The following is a 25998-nucleotide window of genomic DNA, read 5'->3' as shown; positions in this document are numbered from 1 at the left end:
CCGGGGGAAGAAAGGCGCGGGGTGAAGGGCAGGGTGGGTGTGGAGATCAGCCGCGCGGGCGGAAACGCTGCGGGCGGCGGTCGGCCGCGTCGGCGGAGGCTTCGAGATCGGCAGCAAGCTGACGCAGCGCCCGCGCGGCGCCCAGCCGTTCGAGGCCGTCGCCATGCGCGGCCGCGCTGCCGCGCGTCGCGCGGGATCGCGCCAGCCGCGCGACCGTTCGCATCGTCTCCGAATCCATGGGTGGGATCATAGCGCCCGAAACGTCATGAAGCGAGCCTCGGTGCGGGCGGGGAGGGCGGTGTGTGCCCCGAGCATGGACGCGGGGCCGCGGCGGCGGGACAGAGAGGAGAGAGGGCTTTTGGCTTGTGTCGCTTCGGATTGGCCGGAGCGGCATAAGTCAAAGGAAAGTCTCATGAATATCGGTGAATTCAACGTCCGCAACGGCCGTCTCCTGGGTTCGATCGCTACCCGTACGATCGATCTGCCGCGCCTCGGCCTCCGTCCCGTCGAAAGCGACAATGACCGCGCCCCGGTCTTCGAGATCATCGCGCTCAATGTCGGCAATCGCTGGGTCCAGGTCGGCGCACTCTGGGAAGCCGTCGCCAAGCACACGACCGGCGAGGTGTTTCTTCAGGGCTCGATCGATGATCCGGGCCTCGCTGAACCGCTCCCGATCGCGCTCTTCGGAAGCGACGAGGACGGCTATCGCGTCGCCTGGCGTCGCCCGCAGCGGCGCGACGATTTCGGACCCGCGATCCGCTCGGGCCGGGCCGGCGATCCCTCCGGGGATCAGGGCGGCTTCGGCGACAGCACCGCCGGTAGCGACGGCGGCGTGATGGGCGACGAGCAGCCCGTCGATGACGAGATCCCCTTCTGACGGGGGTCAGGACCGGGCCGGGGGCGTTCGCGCGCCCGGCCCTTTTCTCTTCTTTCATTGGAAAGGTCAGGACATGACGCACAGCCGTTCCCCAAGCATCGACCGCTTCGCCGACCTCAAGCAGCTTTATGCCGAAGCGATCGCCACCCCCGAATTCCAGGCCGCCTTCGGCGATCCCATGCCCCTCTCGATCGTCGAGGCCGGCGACGAGCCTGGCGAGCATGACATGCCCGAACCGATCGCGGCGCAGGCCGAATGCGGCGGCATCGTCGCCGCCATCTTCGACCTGTTCACTGGCACCCGGCTCGAACCTTTCGCCCCCGAGATCGCCTGGGGCATCGTCAACTCGTTCCATTTCGTCGCGGGCAAGATCGAACGGCGCGAGGACGCGATCGCCGGGGAGTTGGGAGAGCTCGCGCGCCGCCCCGAGCTCAGCGAGGTCTATGCGACAACCCTCGACGAAAAGCAGCTCCTCTGCCGCTCGCTCGCCGAGCAGCGCGATGCGATCGAATGCATGCGCGATTATGCCGCCGAGATGTACCGCGCGCTGTCCGGCTGGCCCTGGTCCCCGGCCAGGGGCTCGCGCGTCTCGACTGCCTCGATCGCGAGCCAGATCGCGGTGCAGGACTTCCTGCGCGAACGCCAGCTCGCCGCGCGCGAACGCCATCTGCCGCAGGGACCGATCGTCGTCTTCTCCGGTCCCGCGCAATGGGAGAATTGGCAGCCGATCTGGACGAGGCTCGACGCCATCAAGGCGCGCGTCCCGCACATGACGTTGGTGACGACCGGACAGCGCAAGGGCGCCGATGCGATCGCCGCCGCCTGGGCGGCGCGGCCCGAAAACGGCGTTCCGCTGGTTGCCTATGGCCTTTATGGCTCGGGCAAGAAGATCGCCTTCAATCGCAACCGCAAGCTCGTCGACCTCGCGCCAGCCGAGGCTTTGCTCTGCGAGGGATCGGGCCTTCAGGCCAATCTCTATCAGCTGCTCCGCAAGGCCGGCATTCCAATCCACGCCTTCCGCAAGACCGACGCGGCGATCCCGGCGGATGCGCCGCGGCGCCCCGGGGCCGTCGCCCCGGCCGCGCGGGCGGCGTGAGGCGGCCATGGCGTTCACCGCGCGTTGCCGCGACACCTATGCCCTGCTGCTGCGCGCCGCCGAACGGGGCGACCTTGCTCTGATGGAATGCACCGGCCGCGCGAGCGGCGGCCCGGTCTATGTCCTGTGCGAGATGCGGCGCGAAGGCGGCGCACATGTCATCACCCCGCTTGCGCATCTCCATGACGGCGACCCCGCCGAACTCATCTGGCCACCAGGGCACCAGCCGACCGCCAGCTGACACTGCAAGGGCGACCCTCCTCCCGGAGTGGTCGCCCTTTTTATTCGGTCAGCATGGCGAGCCGGCGCAGCGCAGCGGCCAGCGCCTCGCGATGCTCCTCCGCGTCGATGGCGTCGGGCATGCCGGTGGCGCGCAGCGTCACCTTGGTGCCGCTCTGTGCCGCCTCGATCAGGGTCTCGAAGGTCATGGCAGCGGCTTCGCTGCCATCCTTCTTTAGAAAACGTACGTCCTCCAGCACCCGTTCGTCGGCGAGGAAATCGACGAAGCGTCCGTCGATGAGGTCCAGCCCTGAGGCCGACACGCCACGGCGCTTATCCCGATAACGAAGCTCGAGGCGATAGCCGCCGCCAGTTCTGGGATCGAGACCCGAGAAGCCGCCATCGACCCCTTCGGGAACCCGCCACGCCTTGAGCGTCTCCGGGTCGAGAAAAGTCCGGAAGAGCAGGCGCGGGCTTGCCAGGATGATTCGTGACGTGCTGTCGATCCGTTCCCCCTCTTTCGGCGCACTCAAGACCTGTCATCCTTTCCACGGCTACCCCGGTGCCACAGGGGCGGGGTGATCGTCGCTGCCGCCCCCGGTCCTTTGAGGGTGGCGCTTAGGGCACCCCTTTGCGAATCGGGGGCGTCGAGCCCCCGCTTCGCAAGCCTCTTCTTCTCTCTCAACTCTTTTTAGCATGGCACGGGGACAGCGCCGGCCTCAAGGACGGCGGGGCCCCACCATTTTTCTTGGCGGAGCGGGCGCGGCGCCCCACCTTCGGGCGCCGGTGGCCGCCAAGAAAAATCGTGACCCCCACCGCCGCTGCGCGGTCGGGCTTCGCCCGATCCTTGACCCCGCCGCTCGGAGCCCGTGCCGGAAAAAAGACCTCTTTCGTTTCAAGGAGGTTCTCATGACGACGATCAAAAGTATCCGCACCGCAGACGAAATCGCCGCCCTCATCGCCGAGGAAACCGCAAGCCCGGCCTTCGAACACGCCTTCACCGAAACCATAGACGGGTTCCGGATGAGTTATGCCGACGACGAGAGCGACGCGCCGATGCCGCTCGCCCATGAAGCGGAGCTGGCGACCGAGATGGTGGTCCGCACCCTCTTCGACCTCTTCCGCGACACGCGCCTCGAAAGCCTCGCCGACCGGATCGCCTGGGGTATGGTCCACAGTCTCCACAAGGTCGCGGGCCAACTCGACGGCGAGGCCGACAAGGCGGCGCGCAAGGTCCGCGATCTCATCCGCGACGCCGACGGCAGCGAGGTGCTGACCGCCGAGCTGGAGGAGGCCCAGACATTCTGCCAGTCCCTCGACGAAGCGCGCGATGCGGTCGCCTGCATGCGCGACCATGCCGCACGGACCTTCGCCGCCGAGACCGGCCGCCCATGGTCCGCGCCCAGGGGATCACTGGTGTCGAGCAAGCGCACCGCGTCGGTGGTCGCCGCCGCCGATTTCCTCGCCGCACGCCGTCAGCAGCGCATCGACCGTCACGCACCGAAGGGCCCGGTCGTTCTCTTCTCGGGCGGCCAGACATGGGAGGATAGCGATGCCCTCTGGGACCGCCTCGACAGCATCCGCACTCGGATACCGATGATGGTGCTGGCGACGACCGCACAGGACAAGGGCTGCGACGCCATCGCCGCCGCCTGGGCCGCGAGCCGCGAGGTGCCACTGATCGCCTTCACCCTCGCCAAGTGGCGGCGCATGGGAGACCGGGCGGGGTTCGCGCGCAACGACGCGATGCTCGCCCTGAAGCCGGTGGAGGCGGTGGTCTGCGAAGGCAGCGGGCTCCAGTCGCATCTCGCTCGGGGCGTACGGGCGAAGGGCGTCCCGGCGCATTTCTTCCGGCTGCGAGACCAGCGCCGCGCCGCTTGACGGCGGAAAGGGCCGGTCCGGGGCCTTCCCGGATCGGCCCTTTTTCTTGTCGGCGAGGAAATTCGCCGGGCTCGGGGACCCCTTCACGGGGTCCGTCGCCCGGCGATGCGATGCCGCGCTTCGCTCGGCGGCATCGGCCTCCTGCGCGCGGCTCCGCCGTGCTCGTCGCAGGGACGCCGTTCCGGCGATGATCGGGATCAGGTGGCGACCGCCGGGAGCGCTTTCAGCGCTGCCACGGCGGCCGCACCGCCCGCCTTGGTCGCTAAGACGAGCACGTCCTTATATTCGCGCTCGGTCAATTGTTCCACCGGTATATCGGCAGTGAGCGCGCCATAGCGGGCGCGAAGCTGACGGCGCACGACATCGGCTTCGTCCGCGAGCTTTTTCTGGTCGCTGTCGATCTTCGCGAGGCGCTCGCGGTCGGTCATCTTGGGCATTGACTGTTCCTTCAAAAAGGAGGTCCGCCCGCCGCTTCCCCTTATCCGAAAAAGACCCCGCTGATGCAAGCACAGGAAGGGGCCGGCGTGCCGCCGGCCGAAGAGAAACACCCCCTCCGGGGTGCCCCGCGCCTTCCGGCACGAGGCGGCGCAGCGCGAAATGCGCTGCGAAGAAAGGACGCACGCCGCAAGGGCGTTTGTAATGCACCGTACGCACGGGTGCTGCAGTCGCAAAATCGCCAGAAAAGTGACGGTTTTGCGGGTCACAAAATGGCGGACGCGATGTCTCCGATCGTCAGACGGCGTCTGACGGTTGCGCGCAAGAAATGGGCTAACCCGCTGATAGCATTCGTCATACCGTGTCTGACGCCGGCGGACACGATAAGTTGTTGAGATCATGTCGCTAATCTGTTATCAAGCGAATGCTTCATCACGGTCGGCACTGTTCAAGGATCAGTGCTTGGCCAGAATAACGCTCCGTCTCGACGATGCGCTGCACGACCGTTTGGTTTCTGCCGCGCGGGGCATCGGGACCACACCGTCCGCCTATATCCGGGATGTCCTCGACCGCTACGAAGGTCATGATCCGGCCGGCTATCATGCCCGGTTCGACGAGCTTCATGCGACCGGAATTCAGACGCTCGCGATCCTCGCCAAGTCGATCGGCCGGCGGTCCCCCGAGACGCTTGAGGAGGGGCTCGCCGATGCCCGGCGCCTGCTCCGCGAAAGGGGGCTGCTCGATCCAGAGCAGGACCGCGCATGAGCATCTTCCGCCATGACACGCTGGGGTCCTGGACGAGGGGCGGGCAGGCGATCGTCCATAATGTCCGGATGACCACCCAGGTCTTCTACCAGACCTGTCTCGCAGGGATCGTCATCTGGATCGGGGGCGTCCTCTGGTACGCGTTCGAGAAGTCCACAGACTATGAGCGGTTCGTTCTCGTGAAGCTGGCGCAGGCGGCGATGATGGGAGACACGGTGCCCGGAGGCGCCGCGCCCATCCTGTTCAGGACGCCTGCAGGCCGCGACTATTGGGTCAGCCCCAAGGCGCTCCTTGACTCCGGTATCGCCGAAAAAACCCTCCGTTCCTTCGAGACCTATCTCCTCCACGGGGCGGCGCTCTCGGGGGTGTTCGCACTCGCGATGCTCGCCTGGGCCTGGTTCTATTTCACCCGAACGGGCAGGGGGCTCGGCTCCAACCAGTTCCTGCGCGGTGCGCGCTTCGGGACCGTTCGCCAGGTTCGTCGGGCGCTGCGCTGGCAGCCGCACGGGAGCTTCGAGATCGGCGGCGTGCAAATGCCCGAGGCCTTCGAGCCCGAGCATATCCTGATCTGCGGTGCGCCCGGAACCGGCAAGACCAACATCATCGTCAAGATGCTCGACGGCATCCGCAAGAGAAAACGGCGGGCTATCGTTTATGACACCGCGGGGACCTTCGTCGAGAAATTCTACCGCCCCGGGATCGACGTGCTGCTGAATCCGCTCGATGCCCGCGCGGACGCATGGTCGCCCTGGGTCGATGTGCCCCGCGACTATCATTATGACCAGATCGCCGAGTCGACGATTCCGGACAAGGCGGGCGATCCCTTCTGGGCGAAGGCGGCGCGCGGCACACTGGTGGCGGTGCTGCGCAAGCTTGCCCGACAGGAGCGGACCCTGGTCTCGATCCTGCTCGACACGCTGCTCCGGTCCAAGCTCAAGGATCTCGCCGCTTTCGCGGCCGGGACCGACGCCGCGGCCTTCATCTCGACGGAAGGGGAGCGCACATCTGCCGGCATCCAGGCCGAGCTCGCCTCGGTGATGCGCAGCTTCTCCTATCTCGACGATACCGTCGATGGGCTTTCGATCCGCGACTGGGTGGCGAACGAGAAGGACGACAGCTGGCTCTTCATCACCGTGAAGGCCGATCAGCTCCCCTCGCTCCGGCCCCTCATCACGGTATGGCTCGATATCGCGATCAGCGCGATCATGAGCATGGCGCCCGATCGCGACCGGCGGCTCTATTGCGTCATCGACGAACTCCCGACCCTCCAGAAGCTGCCATCGCTCTCCGACTTCCTCGCCCGCGCCCGGAAATATGGCGGGTGCGGTATCTTGGGGTTCCAAAGCTATCCCCAGCTTGAAGCGACCTACGGAATCCAGGATGCCGCCGCAATCACCGGCTATTGCTCGACCTGGGTGGCACTGCGCGCGAACGACACCCCTACCGCCAAGCATGTCAGCGAGAATCTCGGCCAGGTCGAACAGGTTGAGGCCAATGAAGGCATGAGCTACGGCGTCAACGACATGCGCGACGGGGTCAATCTCTCGCGGATGCAGGTAACCCGGCCTCTGGTGATGCATACCGAGGTCACCAATCTTCCGAACCTTGCAGGCTATCTCCGGTTCGGCCGTAATCTCCCGGTTGTCCGCTTCGAGGATCGCTACAACAAGGTGCCGTCGGTCGCGGTCGCCTTTGAAGAACGGACCGCGCAGCCGGTCCGTCTGGTCACGGCCGGTGCCGGACCATCGTCGCCAAAGCCGTCCATAGCCGCGAGCAAGCCAAAGCGCCGCCGTACGGGTGACGATGCGCCGACACTGCCGCTCCCCGAACCGCAGCCTCCCGCGGGCGTGCCATCCGCACCCCAAGAACCGGGGGCGCCCCCGCCAAGGCCTCAGCCGAAAATCGCCCTGTTCGGCAAGCCGGCGGGGTTCCGCCTGCGCCAGCATGGCCGCCGCGATGGCGACCGCGACGAGGCGAGACCGGCATGATCCATCCACGCCGCCTGAAGGGCATGCCCCGCAACCTGTCCCGCTATTATACGGTGGGCGATTACTATTCGAAGGGCGTCGACGAGCATTCGGAATGGGGTGGCCGGATCGCCGCCGAACTTGGACTTGAGGGGAAGGTCGAGCACGCCGTCTTCGAGGCGTTCCTCGAAGGTAAGGTCGCTGGCCAGCAACTCGGCCGGCACAGGCATGGCGGCCGGATCGAACATCACCCCGGATGGGACTTCGCGGTCAGTGCGCCCAAATCCGTCTCGATCTTGGCCCTCGTCGCGGAGGACTCGCGCATCGTGGCCGCGCATGAGCGCGCGGTCGGTGTCGCGCTTTCCTATCTGGAGGAACATGCAACGCTACGCCACCGCGATGGAGGCAGGATCGTCCACGAGACGACCGGACGCCTGATCTTCGCGCGGTTCACCGAACATGCTTCGCGCGAGCTCGATCCGCATCTCCATACGCATGTCGTCGTCATGAACTTCACCAATCGCGAGGACGGCGCGCAGATGACCAGCCTCGAGACCCGCGCCATGTTCGCCGAGCAGATGACCGCGGGGCAGGTTTATCGGAGCGAACTCGCACATGCGCTCAGGGAACTCGGTTATGCGATCGAATTCGACCCTCGCAAGGGTCTGTTCGAGATCGGGGGCGTTCCGCGCGAACTGATCGAGACTTATTCGACCCGCGCCGCCCAGATCGAGGAACATGCCCGTGAGCACGGTCTCACCGGGCAGGCGGCGCGGCGCATATCCTTCTATGAAACCCGTGGACCCAAGGAACGCGCGTCGCTGGATGAATTGCGTGGGCGCTGGGCCGCTCGCCTTGAACCCCATCGGGACGTGCTGGACAAGCTGATCCGCGCCGCGGCTCAAGCCGGCGAGCGCATGATCCCGGTCGAGCCGATGACCGCCGCGCGCGCGATGCTGTTCGGCATCCGGCAGTCGGAAGGCCGCGAGGCGGTCAATAATCTGGGACAGTTCCTCCGCACTGCGCTCGCCAGCCATGTCGGCGAGGTGCGGCTCGCCGACATCCGCCCTCTTGTCGAGGCGCACGAAGATCGCGCGAAACTCCTCGTGACGCGGCACGAGACGGGCGACGCTGTGCATGTGCGCGGGCGGACCACGCGGCGCACGGCACGGCTGGAGCTCGCGCTTGTCGATCATCTGGCACTGGCGCTAGGCGACGCTGTCCCGGTCGCACCGCGCGAACGGCTTGAGCAGATGAGCGAGGAAGCGGGGCTCAACGCGGCGCAGGAGGCAGCGCTCCTTCATATCGGCACGACGACTGATCGTGTGGTCGGCGTTCATGGCGTCGCCGGCGCGGGGAAGTCGACGCTGGTCAAGGCGCTCCGTGAAGCGGCGGGTCCGGACATGGCGATCATCGCGCTCGCCCCGACTTCGTCGGCCGCAGCCAATCTCGGGCGCATCGCAGGAATAGAATCGCGGACCGTCGCGAGCCTTATCGCGGGCGGAGGGTACGGCCTCGATGACCGGCATGCGCTGGTGCTCGACGAGGCGGGCCAGCTCGGCAACCGGCAGGCACTTCGGGTGCTGGAGATCAGCCGGCTGACTGGAGCGCGGCTGATCCTGCTCGGTGACAACCAGCAGACGGGTGCGATCGAACAGGGCAAGGCCTTCTGGCTGATGCAGCGCCTGGGGCTTCCGAAGGCCGAGCTCCTCGAATCGGTCCGTCAGGAAACGCGGATGATGAAGGCGGCAGTCACCCAGGCCCGGCTTTTCAACTATGCCGCATCAATCGCCAATCTCGACAAGGTGTCGAGTGGAGAAGGCACCGACAAGCTCGCCGAAGGGCTCGTCAGCGAATGGACGCATCTCAAGCCCGAGAACCGGGTGAACACCAATATCCTTGTCCTTGAGAATGCGACCCGGCTTATCGTCAACACCAGGGTGCGCGAGGCGCTGAAGGCTGAAGGCGCGGTCGCGGCCGAAGATACCCGTCTTGCCGTGCTCACCCCTTCGGGCCTGACGGATCAGGAGAAGCATTTTGCGCGTTTCTATTCCGGCGGACAGGTGCTTGTTTTCGCGCGCGACAATGCCGGGCTCGGCATTGCCAGAGACACCGAATATCGGGTCGTTGGCATCGGGCGCGACGAGCGCGGACGACAGATCGTCCGCCTCGTTGACGAGAATGGCAGGACCATTCGCTGGGATCCGAGCCTCGGACGAGCGTCGCAGGTTAATGTGTTCAAGGCGGAAGAACGCGACCTTGCGGCAGGCGACCGCGTTCAGTGGCGCCTCGTGTCGCATGATCACGGCGTCCGCAACGCCGACCGCGGAACGGTCGAGCGGCTGGAGGGCGCACAGGCGACGATCCGCTGGGACCGCGACGGGCGGGTGCAAACGATCGATCTAGGCCGACACAAGAATTGGGACCATGGCTATGCCGAGACCGTCTTTTCGGCGCAGTCCAAAACCTATGACCGCGTCTATGTGCTTGCCCCGGTCAACTCCCCGCTGGTCACGGGCCAGAATTATTACACGGCGATCACGCGGGCGCGGTTCGGCGTAAAGCTCTGGACCGAGGATGAGAAACGGCTCGTCAACCGGCTCGAACGGCGGTCCGGCGAGAAGACGTCGGCGCTTGAAGGCTTGGGGCGTCTCAACCGCGACAATGTGCGAAGCCGGACTGCGCGGCATGGCCGGCGTCTCGATAAGTTGCGTGACGAGCAGCGGCATGACCGCGAGGAGCGGATGATGGCCCACCGCGCTCGACGCGAGCAGGCAGACCCGCCTGGCTTCCGCTCTTATTTTGCAAACCGCGCGTTGTCGGCAGCCGAGACGATGGACAGGTTCTTCCGCTCGATCCTTGACGGAGACCGGTCCGCGCAGCGCACGTCATCCGATAGCTCGCAGGCTCCGCAGCCATCTCCCAACCATGCGAGTGAAGGAAGCCGTCATGACCGCTAACCGCCTTTATCGGATATCGATCGTGGTCGCCGTGTTCGCCTTGTCGCCAGCTAGTGCCGCGTTTGCCAATACGAAAAGCGCTGACGGAGAAGCAAGGATCGCCCAGTGCATTCGCGCCGCCGCTGGCGGCCGTCAATGGCTTGAACGGACGCTTTGGGGCTTGCGTGATCAGGAAGGCGGTTGGATCGGCGCCGAGGTCAGGAACAGCGACGGTAGCCACGACCTAGGTCCGCTCCAGGTCAATAGTTGGTGGGTAGGCAAAATTGCGTCGGTGACGGGGCGGTCGCCCGTGCTAATTCGGTGGTGGCTCGCGAACGATGCCTGTTTCAATGTCGATGCTGCACGATGGATATTCCTTTCGGGCCTTCACGCGACCGGCGACTACTGGAAGGCGATCGGCACATATCACAGCCCAACTCTGTGGCGGCAGCGTCGCTACGCGAACGCCGTTTCTGAGCATCTGCGTCGCCGCTTCGGTGCGAGCATATTTCATTGGCGGGCGGGCGTGACCGGATCAAGTCCGATTTTCAACGCGACATCTAAGGATTGATGAAGTGAGGAAGATGAATTCCGAGCGAATTGCCCAGGCTGTGGAGCCACTGGCCGTCAGGATCCCGCTGGCTGCGCAGATGCTGGGTATCGGCAAATCTACTCTATACGAGATGATCGCCGCCGGTGAGATTGAAACCGTCAAGATCGGCAGATGTACCCTTGTTCCAACAGATAGCCTTCGCTCGTTCCTGACTAGGCGCCGGAATTCGATCTCAACAGGAGAAGCAGCATCCTAGGTTGCAGAGTGGCCGTTATCGTGAATCTGCTGCGGCGGAAATGCGCGTCCTAGTCGGTCATTCGCTATGAAATTCCGAAGACCCGAGACCTGTCGTCCGACCACCGGTGAAAGTGTGATCCTAAACGGCCGACTTTGGGACTTAGCCGAGTGGCAAGCTTCAGGTTAAAGGGAGGACATAGCTGTTTTGTCGCCTCTGCCCTGATACGACGGTTGATCGGGAAGCAACATTGGCGGCTGGTGCTTCCCCCAATCGCGGCCTAAGTGCGGCGCATGACCAAGACAAACGACACCGCTTTCACCGAGCAAGAAATCGCACGGCTGCGCGCTGACACGCCTGGCACGCGGCACCGCCTTCACCTCAACAACGCTGGTGCCGCGCTGATGCCCACGCCGGTTCTATCGGCTGTTACCGATTATCTCGGGCGCGAGGCGGAGATTGGCGGCTACGAGACCAAGGCGGAACGTCACGAGCAGCTCGAAGGAGTTTACGCGAGCATTGCGCGCCTCGTCGGTGCCGAGCCAGATGAAATCGCCATCTCCGAAAACGCGACGGTAGCGTGGCAGTGGGCCTTCTATGCGCAAGGTTTCAAGCACGGCGACCGCATCCTGACCACCACGGCTGAATATGCAGCCAACTATCTCTCCTACCTACAGGTCGCGCGTCGCACGGGCGCTGTGATCGACGTCATACCGGACGGACCGGACGGACTGCTCGATCCGGACGCGCTCGATTGCATGATCGATGACAGCGTGAAGCTGATCGCCATCACCTGGGTTCCAACAAACGGCGGCTTGGTCAACCCGGCTGAAGCCGTTGGGAAGATCGCGAACGCGCACAGCGTGCCGTTCCTGCTTGATGCCTGCCAAGCAGCGGGCCAGATGCCGATCGATGTTGCCGCGATCGGCTGCGACATGCTTACCGCGACAGGGCGCAAATTCCTGCGCGGCCCGCGTGGTACCGGCTTCCTCTACATGCGCCGCGACCTCGTACAGCGTACCGAGCCAGCGATGATCGATATGTTTGGCGCAGAATGGGCGGGCGGCGACCGTTACACGTTGCGCTCGGACGCACGCCGGTTTGAAACGTGGGAGTCCGACTATGCTGCCCGAGCTGGGCTCGGCGCGGCGATCGATTATGCGCTGGCGGTCGGCATCGACCGGATTGAGCAACGCAGCCGGGCCCTAGCGGCCCGGTTGCGCACCGGTCTGACCGCGATCCCGACAGCGACCGTGTACGATGTCGGGCCGGACCCTGCCGCTATCGTGACATTCACTTTGGACGGCGTGGAAGCGGCGGACGCAGTAGCGTCTCTGGGAGCGTTAGGCATCAACTTGTCAGTGTCTGATGCGACTAGTACACCGATCGATAGCACCAAGCGCGGGTTGGGCGCTCTGGTCCGGGCTTCCCCTCACTACTACAACACCAACGAGGAAATTGACCTAGCGTTGACCAAAGTCGGGGAGCTGGCCCAATCGGGCTAGCAGAATCTGCAGCCAAATTCTCGCAAACGAATCCCAACTGGATGGCCCGCGCTGGAGCGCTGTGATGCTCGGATCGCAGCTTTGGCTTTCCTAAATAGGTTGGTGATCACCACTTCCCGGAACTGGTCATCGCGGACGGAGAATGGGCAACGGTTATTATCGAACAGCCATTTCCTGGGTCAATCAACTATCGGGGGATCGTCCGAAATTGGCTCGAAACGGGCTAGGCACGTGAGCCGGTCAGGGCCAGTAGCTTTCCTGCTTCGCTCATCTGAAACCTGCCGATCCGCAACCGGCCCTGCGCAGTCGCTCACGATCGCTCAACGCTATGAGACGGTTGGCGTTTTGGCGCTTTCATACAATCGACAAGCGGCTGGTCGGGTTAATAGCGCCACGCGACCCAGAAGAGCTCTTCCTCGAAAGAGGACAGAAATCTTCATCTTGCGCCCGTCCGTGCATTCGGCGGGCGCACTTTTTCAACCGAGAACACGAAGCTAGTGAGCGGTTCGCTCGATCATTCTCCGTAGCAATTCCCAGAGGTCATGTTTCTCCTCGATGGCTGAAAACTGCTGTTTCAACTTGGCAAGCCGGACGAGGGAACCTGTCTCGCCCTGACGGTCGCGAGGATCCATTTCGGTCCGAAACGCGAGTTCGGTGACCAAGGATGTCACGAACGTCGCTGCAGCTGGCAGACCCATATCTTCGAAACCGGCGCGGGCGGCTGCCCAGCTCAGAACCTTGGCATTTGCCGGGGCATGATCTCTGGACGCAGTCGCCATGTACGAGATCACCGCCGCTGTGTTCCAGATCTTGCACTCCGCAATGGTCAGCGTCGTTCCGCCACTGACTTCGATCTTTTTCCCAATTGTTGCGAGCGTCGCTTCGAGGCTCGCCGAGTTCGTTGTCCTCGCCGGACGATCCGGCGCTCCAAGGGCGCGAAACCGCTCGAGCAAGAGACCCATCAGCACAGCGGCAACACTGGTACGAGATCGCCGACTTTTGCCGCGGAGACGTCGGCGGGTCGGCGCACAAGGCAATCGGCCAAAGCAAGCGTGGCTTGCCCCGATGCGTCCTGTCGATCGCAGATGGCGGTGCCCTCGCAACGCAGCGATGCACAAAGAAATGCCTCGCGCGGTCCATTGGCAGGAATGGGCTTCGTCGCCCGCCTGAGTTGCCAAGGCAGAGCGTCGGATATCGCTCCTCCCGAGAGACCTGCGATCAGCGGCGCCAGGAAAAGGCGAGCAACCGTAAATGCTGCAGTCGGATTTCCCGGGAGCCCGAGAATATGTGTTTGCCCCAACCGGCCATACCAGACCGGCTTGCCGGGTTTCATGGCGACATCGGCAAAGGCGATATCGAGCCCGAGCGATGCGAAGGCCGAGCGCCCGAAATCGCGATCACCGCGCGAGGCTCCGCCGATGATGACGACCACATCGGCGGACTCCGCTTCCTGCGCCCTGGCAATTGCCTGCTCATTGTCGGGGAGCCGGAGGCTTGCGACGACGTCCGCGCCTGCTGATGCGCACAGTTGTTCGATTGCGGCGCCAAGACTGTCCGGGATGGCGTCAGGAATGCGCAATGCACATCCCGGCGTGAAGATTTCGTCACCCGTCGCGACCAGCAGAACGCGTGGGCGGCGCCAAACATGGAGCTCTCCATGGTCGGCGGCCGCCGCCACGACAAGCCGCGCCGCCGTCATCCTCACGCCCACAGCGAGAAGCGGGTCGCCCGCAGCAAAATCAGAACCGGCCTTCCGGACATGCTGTTTGCCGAGCGGTGGAGCGTCCAGCACCACGATCTCGCCGCGATGCCGGCAATGTTCGATCATCACGACGCGGTCGCTACCATGGGGCAGGGGCGCCCCCGTCATCACGCGCCAGGTTTCTCCCGCCGAGATTGCGCCCGGTTCGGCGCCGCCCGCGTAGCTCGTGCCCCTGGATCGCAAGAATATGGTACCGCCCTTCAGGTCGGTGTCGCGGACGGCATATCCGTCCATGGCCGCGCAGTCGCGCCGCGGCGCGTCGATCCGGGCAAGCACCGGCGCCGCGAGATAGCGTCCGCCTGCATTGACCAACGAGACGCTTTCCTTGCCGAGAGGACGGGCATGCGCGGCCAGGATCGCCAAGGCGCCGTCGAAATCGAGCGAAGCGGCGCAGGCGCCGGATACCAGCACGGGAGCTAGCTTACCCATGCATCTGTCTCGCGTGCGCTTCCGAAATCGTGAGCGCGGAGGCGCCTTGTTCGACAGCCCTGCCAACGAGGATCAGCGTCGGTGCGTCCGCCGCGAACGACCGAGTCGCAAGCTCGAGCAGATCGAGCCGCGTTGCCAGTCGGCGCTCGCGCGGGCTGCTGACGTCGCAGGCGATCATTATCGGCATTGCGCCCGGCGTGCCGGCGCGCATCAGGCCGCGCATGATCTCGCCCGCCGCCTCGCGCCCCATATAGAAGGCGAGGGTCGATCCGCCGTGGGCGAGCGAGGTCCAGTCGATGTCGAGCGCCGCGCCGCGCTTGCTGTGCGCGGTGACGAAGCGGACGTCGCGAGCCACGCCGCGAAGCGTCAACGAGAGGCCGGCGGAGGCCGCAGCGGCGCAGGCGGTGGTGATCCCGGGGCAGATATGCACGGGGTATCCAGCGTCGCGTAGCGCGGTCAGCTCCTCGGTCGAGCGGCCGAAGATCGACGGATCGCCGCCCTTCAGGCGGACGACACGTTTGCCGGCAGCCGCAGCATCGACGAGCAGCGCGTCGATCGTCCGCTGGTCCTTCGAGTGACGGCCGGAACGCTTGCCGACGCTGACGCGCTCGGCCGCCGCCGGGATCAGCGCGAGGACGCCGTCGCCGATGAGCGCATCGTAAAAGACGATGTCGGCGCGTTCGATCAGCCGGACGGCCTTCATCGTCAGCAACTCGGGATCACCGGGGCCGGCGCCGACGAGCCAGACGGTGCCGGGTGCGAAGTCGTCAGGCTGCATGGCTGGTCTCCTCGGTCAGGATGCGCGCGAGCGCGGGGCGGCACGAGCCGCAGTTGGTTCCGGCGCCGATCGCGGCGCCGATTGCCGCGACGTCGGCGAGGCTCTGGTCGCGGATCGCAGCGACGATCGTCTTCAATCCGATGTCGAAGCAGACGCAGATGATCGGGCCGCGATCGACTTGCACGCCCGGTGCGCGGCCGGCGAGCAGGGTCGGGGCGACCTCGGGCGCGGCGAGTTGCGCGATCAGCCAGTCGCGCGGCGGCAGTTCGCCGGTTTCTGTTGTGAACAACGCGCCAGCGAGGCGGCCATTCGCAACGATTGCGATTCGCTTCGTCCCGCGTGCGGCGTCCTGTGCCTCGACACGTTCGCCCTTGGGCAGCAGCGCCTCGATCGCCTTGAGGTCGCCATTGCCCGCCAGTTCCCACAGCACGCCCGACGGGACTGCGACGCGCGTCGCCCACAGGCAACGCGGCGTATTGGGAAGCTCTCGTGCCAGTAGCAGGAAGGCGCGCCATTTGGGGGTGACCGCGGAGATCGACGCCGGGGTGCGCTTGAAGCCGGGCTGGCCCGACACCGGATCGACGAGCGGGCGCGGGAGCAGGCCGGTGCGTCCGCCGCTGGCAGTGCGGTCGGTCCAGTGGATCGGCACGAACAACTCGCCGGAGCGCTGGCCGGGGTGGAAGGCGACGCGGTAGAGGCTGTCGCCCTGCGGGGTTTCGACGCGGGCGAGGCCGCCGTCGGTGAGGCCAAGGCGGGAGCCGTCGTCGGGATGAACCTCGACGAGCGGCTCCTCGCGGTGACGCGCCAATTTCGGGGCAAGGCCTGTGCGCGTCATGCTGTGCCATTGGTCGCGGTAGCGCCCGGTGTTCAGGGTCAGCGGCCATTTTGGGAGCGGTTCGGGGAGCGGCTTTTGCGTCACCGGGACCAGCCGCGCGCGGCCGTCCTCGGTCGAAAAGCGGCCATCGGCAAAGGGTTGATCGCCGCCCCAGCGAAAAGGCGTCATGGCGTCATAGGCGGCGTTGCCGCCCTGCGCTGCGCCAGGCAGTGCGAACAGCCGCGCGCCGTCATTGTCGTAATTCGACAGGCGGGAATGCTCGCGCCAGATGTCGGCGGCGCGGTCATAGCTGAAGGCGGTTTTCCATCCCATCCGCCGCGCGACTTCCTTGACGATCCACCAGTCGGGCATCGCTTCGCCCGGAAGCGGGAAGAACGCGCGCTGGCGGCTGATCGTCCGGTCGCTGTTGGTGACGGTACCGTCCTTCTCGCCCCATGCTGCGGCGGGCAGGCGGACATGGGCGAAGGCACCGGTGTCGGTCTTTTCGATCACATCGCTGACCACGACGAAGGGGCAGGCGGCGAGCGCCTCGCGCACCCGATTGGCGTCGGGCATCGACACCGCGGGGTTAGTTGCCATCACCCATAGCGCCTTGATCCGGCCTTCGCCGATGGCGCGGAACATATCGACGGCTTTCAGTCCCGGTTTTTCGGCGATCGTCGGCGCGGCCCAGAAACGCTGGACGCGGGCGCGGTTTTCGGGCGCGAAATCCATATGCGCGGCGAGCGTCGAGGCGAGGCCGCCGACCTCGCGCCCGCCCATCGCATTGGGCTGGCCGGTGATCGAGAAGGGCGCGGCGCCGGGCTTGCCGATCCGGCCGGTTGCGAGGTGGAGATTGGTGATTGCATTGACCTGATCGGTGCCGGCGGTCGACTGGTTGATGCCCTGACTGAACAAAGTCACGGTGCGCGGGGTCGCGGCGAAGAGTTCATAGAAATGCCTGAGGTCGGCGGCGGGGACATCGCAAATGCGCGCCACCGACCACAGGTCATTCCCCTCTCCAAGCTGATCCCAGAAACCTTCCGGTTCGGCGACATGTGCGGCGAGATAGTCGGTGTCGACAATGCCGGCTTCCCGGCAATGCTGGAGAAGGCCGTTCATCAGCGCGACGTCGCTGCCCGGCCGGATCGGCAGGTGCAGGTCCGCTTCTTCGGCGGTTTCGGTACGGCGCGGGTCGATGACGACGAGCTTGGCGCCGGCTTCGCAGCGGGCGCGGATGCGCTGATAGACGATCGGGTGACACCACGCGGTGTTCGATCCGACAAGGACGAAAAGGTCGGCGGCGTCGAGATCGTCATAGGTGGCGGGGACGATATCCTCGCCAAAGGCGCGGGTGTGGCCGGCGACCGCGCTCGACATGCAGAGGCGCGAATTGGTGTCGATGTTCGCGGTGCCGATGAAGCCCTTCATCAGCTTGTTCGCGACATAATAGTCCTCGGTCAGGAGCTGGCCCGACACGTAGAAAGCGACACTGTTCGGGCCGTGGCGCGCGATGGTCTCGCGGAATTTCTTCGCGACGAGGTCGAGCGCCTTGTCCCAGCTTGCGCGCTTGGTTCCGATCATCGGGTGGAGGAGGCGGCCTTCGAGGCCTACCGTCTCGCCCAGATGCGTACCCTTCGAGCAGAGGCGGCCGCGGTTGGCGGGATGGTCGGGATCGCCCGCGATCTCGACGCTCCGTTCGCCGGTCAAGGTCGCGCGGATACCGCAGCCGACGCCGCAATAGGCGCAGGTGGTGCGGACCGCTTCGCTCATCAGGCTGCGGCCTTCAAGGTGCTCGCGCGGCAGATGAGGACACGGCCGCCATCGATCTTGACGGGGACGGTCGGGGTGCAGCCCTTGTCTTCGCCGAGCGCTTCGCCGGTCGACAGGCTGATCCGCCAATTGTGGAGCGGGCAGGCGACCGCGCCGCCGTGGATGATGCCCTGGCTGAGGCGGCCATGCTTGTGCGGGCAGCGATCGCGCAGCGCGAAGACTTTGCCCTCGGCGGTGCGGAAGACGGCGATATCGTCGCCGCCCGCGACCTGTACGGTGCGGCTTCCGCGCATCGGAATCTGGTCGATCCAGCCGATGTCGAGCCAATCGGGGGCGTTCATGCCGGTTCCTCCTGCGGGGTGAAGCGCGCCATCGGCGCATGATGTTCGGCCTCGGCGCCTTCGGCGCGTTGCGCCCAGGGGTCGTCTTGACTGAAGCTTTGCGAATAGAGGAAGCGTGCGCGCAGCGCCTCGCGGCCGGGCTCGTCCTCGACGATGCGCGCGACGATATGCGCGAGCCCGACGCGTTCGATCCATGGCGCGGTGCGTTCGAGGTAGCGCGCTTCCTCGCGGTAGAGCTGAATGAAGGCGGCGCAATAATCCATCGCCTCCTGCTCGGTGGCGACCTTGCAGAGGAGGTCGGTGGCGCGGACATGGATGCCGCCGTTGCCGCCGACATGGAGTTCGTAGCCGCTGTCGACGCATACCACACCGAAATCCTTGATCGTCGCCTCGGCGCAATTGCGCGGGCAGCCCGACACCGCGATCTTGAACTTGTGCGGCATCCAGCTGCCCCAGCTCATCCGTTCGAGCTTGACGCCGAGCCCGGTCGAATCCTGCGTGCCGAAGCGGCACCATGCGGACCCGACGCAGGTCTTCACGGTGCGCAGCGCCTTGCCATAGGCGTGCCCCGACACCATGCCGGCGGCGTTGAGGTCGGCCCAGACGGCAGGCAGATCCTCCTTTTTGATCCCGAAGATGTCGAGCCGCTGGCCGCCGGTCACCTTGACCATCGGCGCGTTATACTTCTCGACCACATCGGCGATCGCGCGCAATTCGGTCGGATTTGTGAGTCCGCCCCACATGCGCGGGACGACCGAGTAAGTGCCGTCCTTCTGGATATTGGCGTGGAGCCGCTCGTTGACGAAGCGGCTCTGCTGGTCGTCGACATACTCACCCGGCAGCGCGCAGAGCAGGTAATAGTTGAGCGCCGGACGGCACGACGAGCAGCCATCGGGCGTGGTCCAGTGCAGCTTCTGCATCACCTCGGGGATCGAACGCATCCCCTGCGCGACGATCTCGCGGCGGACGTCGTCGTGGCCGAAGCTGGTGCATTTGCACATCGTCTTCGGGCCTGATTGCACATCGTCGCCCAGCGTCAGCGCGAGGAGCGTTTCGACGAGACCGGTGCAGCTGCCGCAGCTCGCCGAGGCCTTGCAGCTGCCGCGCACCGCGTCGAGGCTGTGCGCGCCCTTGGCGATGCACGACACGACCTGGCCCTTGGTGACGCCGTTGCAGCCGCAGATTTCCGCATCGTCGGAAAGCGCTGCAACGGCTGCCTTAGGGTCCGCCGCGCCGCCTCCCGCGGCGAAGGCCTGACCGAAGATCAGCAGGTCGCGGAGGCCGGAGACATCCTCCTGCTTCTTCAGGAGGTCGAAATACCAGTTGCCATCGGCGGTATCGCCATAGAGCACGGCACCGACGATGCGGTCGTCCTTGACAATCACGCGCTTGTAAACGCCGCGGCTTGCGTCGCGCAGCACGATGTCCTCGCAGCCGTCGCCTCCCGAAAAGTCGCCCGCCGAAAACACGTCGATCCCCGACACCTTGAGCTTGGTCGAGGTGACCGAGCCGCGATAGCCTGTGGGTTTTTCGATCAGCCCGTCGGCGAGGCTGCGGCACATGTCCCACAAGGGCGCAACGAGGCCATAGACCTGCCCGTCATGCTCGACGCATTCGCCGACCGCGAGCACGGCGGGGTCGCTCGTCACCATATGGTCATCGACTTGGATACCGCGGCCGACCGCGAGCCCGGCGTCGCGGGCGAGGGCGACCGAGGGGCGGATGCCGACCGCCATCACGACGAGGCTGGCGGGGATCAGCGTGCCGTCCTTGAGCTTCACCCCCTCGACCTTGCCGTCGCCGATGATCTCTGCGGTATCGGCGCCGGTCAGGATCGTCTGGCCGCGGGCTTCGAGCGCGTTCTTGAGCAACCAGCCCGCCGCTTCGTCGAGCTGGCGCTCCATCAGTGTCGGCATGAGGTGGATGACGGTGACTTTCATGCCGCGCAGACTGAGGCCATGCGCCGCTTCGAGCCCGAGGAGGCCGCCGCCGATGACCACCGCGTCGCCGCCCGCATCCGCCGCGGCGAGCATCGTGTCGACATCGTCCATGTCGCGAAAGGCGATCACGCCCGGCAGGTCTTTGCCCGGGACAGGGATGATGAACGGATCGGAGCCGGTCGCGATCAGCAGCCGGTCATAGCTTTCGTGGACCCCGCTGCGGGTCGTCACCGTCCTCGCGGCGCGGTCGATCGCCGCAACGGGGTCGCCGGCAACCAGCGCGATACCATTGTCGGCGTACCAGCCGGCATCGTTGATCACGATGTCGTCGAAGCATTTCTCGCCCGCGAGTACGGGCGAGAGCATGATGCGGTTGTAATTGACGCGCGGTTCGGCACCGAAGATCGAGACGCGGTAGCGGGCGGGATCGCGCGCGAGCAGTTCCTCGACGGCGCGGCAGCCGGCCATGCCGTTGCCGATGACGACCAGATGCTCGCGCGTGTCAGTTTGGGCTTTGAGAGGGCGATGTTCCATCAGAGCGTCCAGTCCAGTTGCAGCCAGAATTTATGGGTGTCGGTCGCGAAGCCTTCGGCGGCGTAATTGGCGTAGCGCGCCGAGGCGGTGCATTTGCTGAGCTTCGCGCTCGCCAGCAGGTCGATCTCGTCGCCATAGGCGCGGCTGGCGCGGTCGCTGCGATAGTCGTGATAGACCGCTTGCAAGGTCACGGCCTTGAGGGGTCCGACGGCTTTCCAGCCCCAACCCGCGCTTGCATAGAGGTCGCGCACGCCGTCGGGCGGAGTGATCAGGAACTTGTCGGCCCAACCCTGGAACTTGAAGCCTGTCGCGAGCGGCGTCTGGAAGCTGGTGAGAGCTGCCCCGTCGTCGGCGCCGAGTATTTCATATCCGACGCCGACCCGGGGGCCTCCGAAATCGACCGCCACGTCGGCGAGCCAATAGTCGGCGGAATAGTCGTTGGGATTGCGGTGCCAGTCGGACTGGCGCGCATAGCTCAGCTGGTACGCGACCTTCGCCTTGCCGACCGGCCGGCTGCCGTCGAGCCGGATGCCATAGCTCTGGCTCGACAGGCGGAAACCCTGCGCCGCTGCCTCGTCCTGATCGACGAGATAGGTAAAGGCGGCGAGCTTGCCGGCCGGGGTCGCCACGCTGACATTGCCGAAGAGATTGTTGCCCGAGACCGCCTGTTGCCGCGTGCCGGTACCGTCGATGCCCCAGATGGTGCGGACGCTCCATGCATAGGCGAGGTCGGCCTTAACGCCTTTGATCGGCGTGACTTCGGCGCGCACCGCGTCGAAGCTCTGGCCGTTCTGGCGAAAGCCGACGCTTCCGACGAAGCGCTCGTCGTCATAGGCGAGGCGCTGGCGCCCTGCGGTGAGCGCAAACGCCGGCCGGCTGTAGCGAAGCTGTGCGCGGGCGAGGGCGATATTATCGGGGTCGGCGACCAGCGGGCGATTGCCGGGGCCGTGAAGGCCGTCGAAATAATCATCGACCACAGCCAGCGTTCCCTGGCCCTCGACCAGCGCCGACCAGTCGCCGGCCTTCGCCTCGATCCCGGCGCGCAGGCGCAGGGTCAGGGCATCGGCGTCAGCGGGCAGGCCATCCTGATCGACGCTCTCATAACGGAGTCGCGCCTCGCCGAGGGGCTGGAGGGTGACGCTCTGGGCGTGCGCCACCCCGGCCGGCGCAAGCGCCAGCAAGATTGCAAGGGTGCGGGTCATGACTAGATCCGCACGCCTTCGGCTGCGCCCCAGGTCGCGCGCCACTGGCCCTTGACGAAGATCAGCCCGACCAGCGCGAGCACCGCGAGCCCCGCGAAGATGTAGAAGCCGGGGCCGAAGCTGCCGCTCCACTGCTTGGCGAAGCCCAAGGAGGAGGCGAGGTAGAAGCCGCCGACGCCGCCCGCCATGCCGACGAGCCCGGTCATCACGCCGATCTCGGTCGAGAAGCGCTGCGGCACGAGCTGGAACACCGAGCCGTTGCCGGTGCCGAGCGCGAGCATCGCGATGACGAAGAGGGTGAGTGCGGCAGGCAGCGTCGCCGCCTGCGGCACCCCGGCGAGCGCCAGCGCGGCGACGACGAAGACCATCATCAGCGCCTTGACCCCGCCGATGCGGTCGGCGAGCGCGCCGCCCATCGGGCGCACTAGCGATCCGGCAAAGACGCAGCCCGCAGTGCAATAGCCCGCGACGATCGGGGTCAGGTGGAACTGGTCGGTGAAATAGATGGGCAGCGAGGCAGCGAGGCCGACGAAACCGCCGAAGGTCACCGAATAGAACGCCATCAACCACCAGGCGTCGGCGCTCTTCAGCGGCTCGAAATAATCGACCAGCTTCTTGGGAGCGGGGGCGTTCGGGGCGTCCTTTGCCATCAGCACATAGACAAAGAAGACGATGGTGAGCGGGATGCAGGCGAGGCCGAGGACGGCGTTCCAGCCGAACAGCTTGGCCAGGCCGGGCGCGAACAGCGCGGCGAGCACCGTGCCCGAATTGCCCATGCCGGCAAGCCCCATCGCCTTGCCCTGATGCTCGGGCGGATACCAGCGGCTGGCGAGCGGCAGCGCGATCGCGAAGCTTGCCCCCGCGAAGCCGAGGATGACGCCGAGCGCGAGCGTCCCGGCGAAGCTGTGGATGCCCATGAACCACGCGGCGAACAGCCCGGCAATGACCACGATCTGGCTGATCGCGCCTGCGCGCTTTGGTCCGATGCGGTCGACGAGCAGGCCGTTGACGACGCGGAGGACCGCTCCCGCCAGCGTCGGCACCGCGACCATCAGCCCTTTTTGCGCTGGGGTCAGCCCCAGGTCTTCGGAGATCGCGGGGGCGAGGGGGCCGAGGATCACCCACACCATGAAGGCGAGGTCGAAATAGAGAAAAGCGGCCACCAGCGTCGGCCAATGCCCGCTGGACCAGAAGTTCGATTTTGCTGTCGTCATCGTCCGTCCCTTCGTGCGACGGGCAATAAAAAAGCCGCCAGGACGGCGGCCATGCGGGCGCATCCTGACGGCTTCATTGCCATGTCGGAATATGGGAAAAGGCTTCCCATCCGCCTCGCGGACCGGCCCCATCGTTGGAGCCGTCGCCGCTTTATCCTGCCCCGGCAGCCTTGCCGAGTGAGCTTAACCTGCCTGATTCGCCCGCTCGCCGCAAGCGATTATTTTGCACTGCAACATAAGTAGATTTGTGCCCCTGCGCAGGCAGGGGTCCATCTCCCGCCGCATCGGCCTTTCAGAACCGGTGGCTGCAACCTCGAAGCTTGATGATGGGCCCCTGCCTGCGCAGGGGCACGGCGCGATCAATCCAGTCCAGCCAGATAGCCCTGAATGTCATCGGGATCGAAGGCGCGCCCGTCGAAAAATCGGTCGCTGCCGAGGACCAGGCGACCCTGCACCGACCCGGCGCCGATCGGCTCCTCGAGCCCGCCTTCGAGCTTCGACGAGGCGCCGGGAAGCGGCGCGCCGGTCCCCGTCAGCGCGGTGCGGTAGATGTCGGGGCGAAACACCGCGGCGGCGGTCGCGGCGTCGGCGTCAGAAAAGCGGTTGCTGTCCCAGCGGATCATCTGCGAATAGAGCCACGCTGCCTGGCTGCGCCACGGGAAGTTCGCTGCCTCGCGGTACTGGAACATGAAATCGGGATAGTGGATCGGTTCGCCGCCCGGCGTGACGCGGATGCGGTCGGTGATCGCGCGCAGGATGGCGTCGCGCGGCGCATCCAGATATTCCTGCCGCGCCAGAATCTTTGCACATTCCTCGGCGGCATCGGCCTCGACGAACTGTTCGGCGGCGCGGTGGAGCGTGCGGACCAGCGCTTCGACAGCGTCGCGGCGGCTCTCGGCGACGTCGTGACGCATCGCCAATACCTTCTCGACCCCGCGACGCCAGATTTGCGCGGTCGCCAGCGCGATCTGGCCGACCCCGCGATCGACCGCGATCGAATTCCACGGCTCGCCGACACAGATCCCGTCGACCTCGCCCGCCGCCAGCGCATCGGCGGCGAAGGGTGGGCTGGTCACGACGATCTCGATATCGGTGTCGGGGCGGATACCCACGCCGGCCAGCCAATAGCGCAGCATGTAATTATGGCTGGAATAGCGGTGGACGACTCCAAAGCGCAGCGGCTTGCCAGCCGCTTTCCGTGCGGCGGCGACCGATTGCAGCGCGGCGCCGATCTCGGCCGGGTCGCCCAGCGTCTCGCCCAGCCCGACGTTGCGTGCGAGCGCGGTCGAAAAGGTCACGGCATTGCCATTCAGTCCCAGCACGAAGGGGACCGCGATCCGCACTGCCGGCCGGTCGCGGCCCAGCGCGGTCGCGATGGCGAGCGGCGCGATCATGTGCGCGGCGTCGGTATGGCCATAGAGCAGCCGGTCGCGCACCGTCGCCCAGGTCATGTCGCGAACCAGCTCGAGTTCGAGGCCTTCCTTCGCGGCAAAGCCCAGCTCGTGCGCCAAAATCGGCAGCGCGGCATCGACCAGCGGCAGGAACCCGATGCGGAAGCGTTCGACGGTCACTCCATATCTCCCATCAAGGCCTCGCTGGTGACGATCGCTTCGGCGATTTCGCCGATCCGCCGGTTCGTCCGCATCGCCTGTCCGCGCAGCAACGCATAGGCGGCGGGCTCGTCGATCTGGCGGCGCTTCATCAATATGGCCTTGGCGCGATCGATCGTCGCGCGCTCGGCGAGGGCGTTTTTCGCGTCGTCCAGTTCGCGTTGAAGCCGTGAAAAGGCCTGGAACCGACGCACGGCAAGATCGATCACCGGCTTGATTCGCTGTTTCGACAGACCGTCGACGACATAGGCCGACACGCCCGCGTCGATCGCGGCGCCGGTCGCCTCGGCGTCGCTCTGGTCGACGAACATCGCGATCGGCCGCGCGAGCGCGCGCGACATGGCAAAGAAATCCTCGAGCAGGTCGCGGCTGGGATTCTCCAGATTGACCAGGATGACTTCGGGCTTCGCCGCTTCGACCTGCGCGACGAGCGCGCCGGCAGGATCGATCAGCACCAGATCGTCGAGACCGGCCTCGCGCAAACCGTCAGATATGACGGCCGCTCGTCCGGCGCTGGTGTCGATGATCGCGATCCTCATGATCGCGGCTTTACGTTGCAGTGCACAAATCTACTAGGGGGTTTCTCAATCGCGATTGATTGCAAATGCTGAACGACTGCTTTTCGACATTATCATATACAAGCCGCCCGACCGCAACCGGCCCCTTTGCTCATATGTTGTCTGACCGTCTGGTTGACGAATAATGTCCGTTTGAGATGAAAGGCGCCAATTCGAGCCGCTCGTTCTGGCAGGCCGAAAGGTTCGGCATTGAATCGGGTGAGGGCATGGCTCTCAGAGGGCGGCTTGTTGAGAACGCCGAATCTGCATCGAGATAAATTCTCATGTCCGTCTACGGCCGTCAATGTTCGCTAACGATCGGTGTCGCGATGACACCCATATGACACCCATAGCGGCACCCGGGTGTCAGGAGACTCAAGAAGACGCTACGATCCGCTCTCAAAGCTTTGATTTTATTAGAAAGTTTGGTGGACGCACTAGGGCTCGAACCTAGGACCCGCTGATTAAGAGTCAGCTGCTCTACCAACTGAGCTATGCGTCCACATGCCGGTTTTCGGCGGACTTCGCGGCGGCCAAAAAGGCTTTGTGCTGCGAAGAGAGCGGCCCGCTAT

The 25998-nt window shown here is 65.5% G+C and carries 23 protein-coding genes and 1 tRNA gene; 10 read left to right on the top strand and 14 right to left on the bottom strand.

Annotated elements, in window-relative coordinates:
- Nucleotides 1-46 precede the first annotated feature (46 nt).
- Entirely contained in the window at nt 47-250 is a 204-nt protein-coding gene (locus P1IM2_RS08245; protein WP_260833955.1) for a hypothetical protein, read from the bottom strand.
- Between the two features lie 162 nt (nt 251-412).
- Here P1IM2_RS08245 and P1IM2_RS08240 point away from each other — a divergent pair, with 162 nt between their 5' ends.
- From P1IM2_RS08240 to P1IM2_RS08230, 3 genes are all read left to right on the top strand, one after another.
- Nucleotides 413-877, top strand: a complete 465-nt coding sequence (locus P1IM2_RS08240; protein ID WP_186402112.1) for a DUF736 domain-containing protein — start codon at nt 413-415, stop codon at nt 875-877.
- Between the two features lie 73 nt (nt 878-950).
- A complete protein-coding gene (locus P1IM2_RS08235) occupies nt 951-1973 on the top strand; it encodes an SLOG family protein (RefSeq protein WP_186402111.1) in 1023 nt (340 codons plus the stop codon).
- 7 nt (nt 1974-1980) lie between these two features.
- A complete protein-coding gene (locus tag P1IM2_RS08230; protein ID WP_186402110.1) occupies nt 1981-2214 on the top strand; it encodes a DUF6117 family protein in 234 nt (77 codons plus the stop codon).
- 40 nt (nt 2215-2254) lie between these two features.
- Here P1IM2_RS08230 and P1IM2_RS08225 read toward each other — a convergent pair whose 3' ends face one another.
- Nucleotides 2255-2725, bottom strand: coding sequence for an SRPBCC domain-containing protein (locus tag P1IM2_RS08225; RefSeq protein ID WP_186402109.1), 471 nt, complete (start codon nt 2723-2725; stop codon nt 2255-2257).
- 376 nt (nt 2726-3101) lie between these two features.
- Between P1IM2_RS08225 and P1IM2_RS08220 the strand changes: the two genes are divergently transcribed.
- Entirely contained in the window at nt 3102-4073 is a 972-nt protein-coding gene (locus P1IM2_RS08220; protein WP_186402108.1) for a DUF2493 domain-containing protein, read from the top strand.
- A gap of 197 nt (nt 4074-4270) precedes the next feature.
- Here P1IM2_RS08220 and P1IM2_RS08215 read toward each other — a convergent pair whose 3' ends face one another.
- Complete coding sequence (locus P1IM2_RS08215; RefSeq protein ID WP_186402107.1) at nt 4271-4510, bottom strand: hypothetical protein; 240 nt, start codon at nt 4508-4510, stop codon at nt 4271-4273.
- A 460-nt stretch (nt 4511-4970) separates the two neighbouring features.
- Between P1IM2_RS08215 and P1IM2_RS08210 the strand changes: the two genes are divergently transcribed.
- The 6 genes from P1IM2_RS08210 (at nt 4971) to P1IM2_RS08185 (ending at nt 12472) form a co-directional block, all read left to right on the top strand.
- Nucleotides 4971-5273, top strand: a complete 303-nt coding sequence (locus P1IM2_RS08210) for a CopG family transcriptional regulator (RefSeq protein ID WP_186402106.1) — start codon at nt 4971-4973, stop codon at nt 5271-5273.
- On the top strand, nt 5270-7261 hold the full coding sequence (locus tag P1IM2_RS08205; RefSeq protein ID WP_186402105.1) for a type IV secretion system DNA-binding domain-containing protein: 1992 nt from the start codon (nt 5270-5272) through the stop codon (nt 7259-7261). Before P1IM2_RS08210 ends, P1IM2_RS08205 begins: the two co-directional genes overlap by 4 nt.
- Nucleotides 7258-10200 (top strand): MobF family relaxase, encoded by a 2943-nt coding sequence (mobF, locus tag P1IM2_RS08200; protein WP_186402104.1) that lies wholly within the window; start codon nt 7258-7260, stop codon nt 10198-10200. Before P1IM2_RS08205 ends, mobF begins: the two co-directional genes overlap by 4 nt.
- Nucleotides 10190-10750 carry a lytic transglycosylase domain-containing protein gene (locus P1IM2_RS08195; RefSeq protein ID WP_260833954.1) on the top strand — a complete coding sequence of 187 codons (561 nt, stop codon included), beginning with the start codon at nt 10190-10192 and terminating at the stop codon, nt 10748-10750. The genes mobF and P1IM2_RS08195 overlap by 11 nt, the downstream gene beginning before the upstream one ends.
- A 13-nt stretch (nt 10751-10763) precedes the next feature.
- A complete protein-coding gene (locus P1IM2_RS08190; protein ID WP_186402516.1) occupies nt 10764-10988 on the top strand; it encodes a helix-turn-helix domain-containing protein in 225 nt (74 codons plus the stop codon).
- Between the two features lie 272 nt (nt 10989-11260).
- Nucleotides 11261-12472 carry an aminotransferase class V-fold PLP-dependent enzyme gene (locus tag P1IM2_RS08185; RefSeq protein WP_186402103.1) on the top strand — a complete coding sequence of 404 codons (1212 nt, stop codon included), beginning with the start codon at nt 11261-11263 and terminating at the stop codon, nt 12470-12472.
- A gap of 494 nt (nt 12473-12966) precedes the next feature.
- Here the strand turns inward: P1IM2_RS08185 and P1IM2_RS08180 are convergent, their stop codons facing one another.
- From P1IM2_RS08180 to P1IM2_RS08130, 11 genes are all read right to left on the bottom strand, one after another.
- On the bottom strand, nt 12967-13434 hold the full coding sequence (locus P1IM2_RS08180; RefSeq protein ID WP_186402102.1) for a hypothetical protein: 468 nt from the start codon (nt 13432-13434) through the stop codon (nt 12967-12969).
- Nucleotides 13434-14645 carry a molybdopterin molybdotransferase MoeA gene (locus P1IM2_RS08175; protein WP_186402101.1) on the bottom strand — a complete coding sequence of 404 codons (1212 nt, stop codon included), beginning with the start codon at nt 14643-14645 and terminating at the stop codon, nt 13434-13436. The genes P1IM2_RS08180 and P1IM2_RS08175 overlap by 1 nt, the downstream gene beginning before the upstream one ends.
- Before the next feature lie 10 nt (nt 14646-14655).
- Nucleotides 14656-15441 carry a uroporphyrinogen-III C-methyltransferase gene (cobA, locus tag P1IM2_RS08170; protein WP_186402100.1) on the bottom strand — a complete coding sequence of 262 codons (786 nt, stop codon included), beginning with the start codon at nt 15439-15441 and terminating at the stop codon, nt 14656-14658.
- Nucleotides 15431-18028 (bottom strand): nitrate reductase, encoded by a 2598-nt coding sequence (locus P1IM2_RS08165; RefSeq protein ID WP_186402099.1) that lies wholly within the window; start codon nt 18026-18028, stop codon nt 15431-15433. The genes cobA and P1IM2_RS08165 overlap by 11 nt, the downstream gene beginning before the upstream one ends.
- The gene (gene nirD / locus P1IM2_RS08160) at nt 18028-18369 is read right to left on the bottom strand and encodes a nitrite reductase small subunit NirD (protein WP_186402098.1); all 342 of its coding nucleotides are present in this window, start codon (nt 18367-18369) and stop codon (nt 18028-18030) included. The genes P1IM2_RS08165 and nirD overlap by 1 nt, the downstream gene beginning before the upstream one ends.
- Nucleotides 18366-20843, bottom strand: a complete 2478-nt coding sequence (gene nirB, locus P1IM2_RS08155; protein WP_186402097.1) for a nitrite reductase large subunit NirB — start codon at nt 20841-20843, stop codon at nt 18366-18368. Before nirB ends, nirD begins: the two co-directional genes overlap by 4 nt.
- Complete coding sequence (locus tag P1IM2_RS08150) at nt 20843-22045, bottom strand: alginate export family protein (RefSeq protein ID WP_186402096.1); 1203 nt, start codon at nt 22043-22045, stop codon at nt 20843-20845. Before P1IM2_RS08150 ends, nirB begins: the two co-directional genes overlap by 1 nt.
- A gap of 2 nt (nt 22046-22047) precedes the next feature.
- On the bottom strand, nt 22048-23259 hold the full coding sequence (locus tag P1IM2_RS08145) for a nitrate/nitrite transporter (protein ID WP_186402095.1): 1212 nt from the start codon (nt 23257-23259) through the stop codon (nt 22048-22050).
- Nucleotides 23260-23618: 359 nt separating this feature from the next.
- Nucleotides 23619-24830, bottom strand: a complete 1212-nt coding sequence (locus P1IM2_RS08140) for a CmpA/NrtA family ABC transporter substrate-binding protein (RefSeq protein WP_186402094.1) — start codon at nt 24828-24830, stop codon at nt 23619-23621.
- Nucleotides 24827-25408, bottom strand: a complete 582-nt coding sequence (locus tag P1IM2_RS08135; RefSeq protein ID WP_186402093.1) for an ANTAR domain-containing response regulator — start codon at nt 25406-25408, stop codon at nt 24827-24829. Before P1IM2_RS08135 ends, P1IM2_RS08140 begins: the two co-directional genes overlap by 4 nt.
- A gap of 444 nt (nt 25409-25852) precedes the next feature.
- Nucleotides 25853-25928: transfer RNA gene (locus P1IM2_RS08130), tRNA-Lys, on the bottom strand.
- Nucleotides 25929-25998: the final 70 nt, after the last annotated feature.

Origin of the sequence: Sphingopyxis sp. P1IMeth2 (assembly GCF_900185685.1) — a bacterium.
Classification (GTDB): domain Bacteria; phylum Pseudomonadota; class Alphaproteobacteria; order Sphingomonadales; family Sphingomonadaceae; genus Sphingopyxis; species Sphingopyxis terrae_A.
This window is presented reverse-complemented; position numbering and strand designations above follow the sequence as displayed.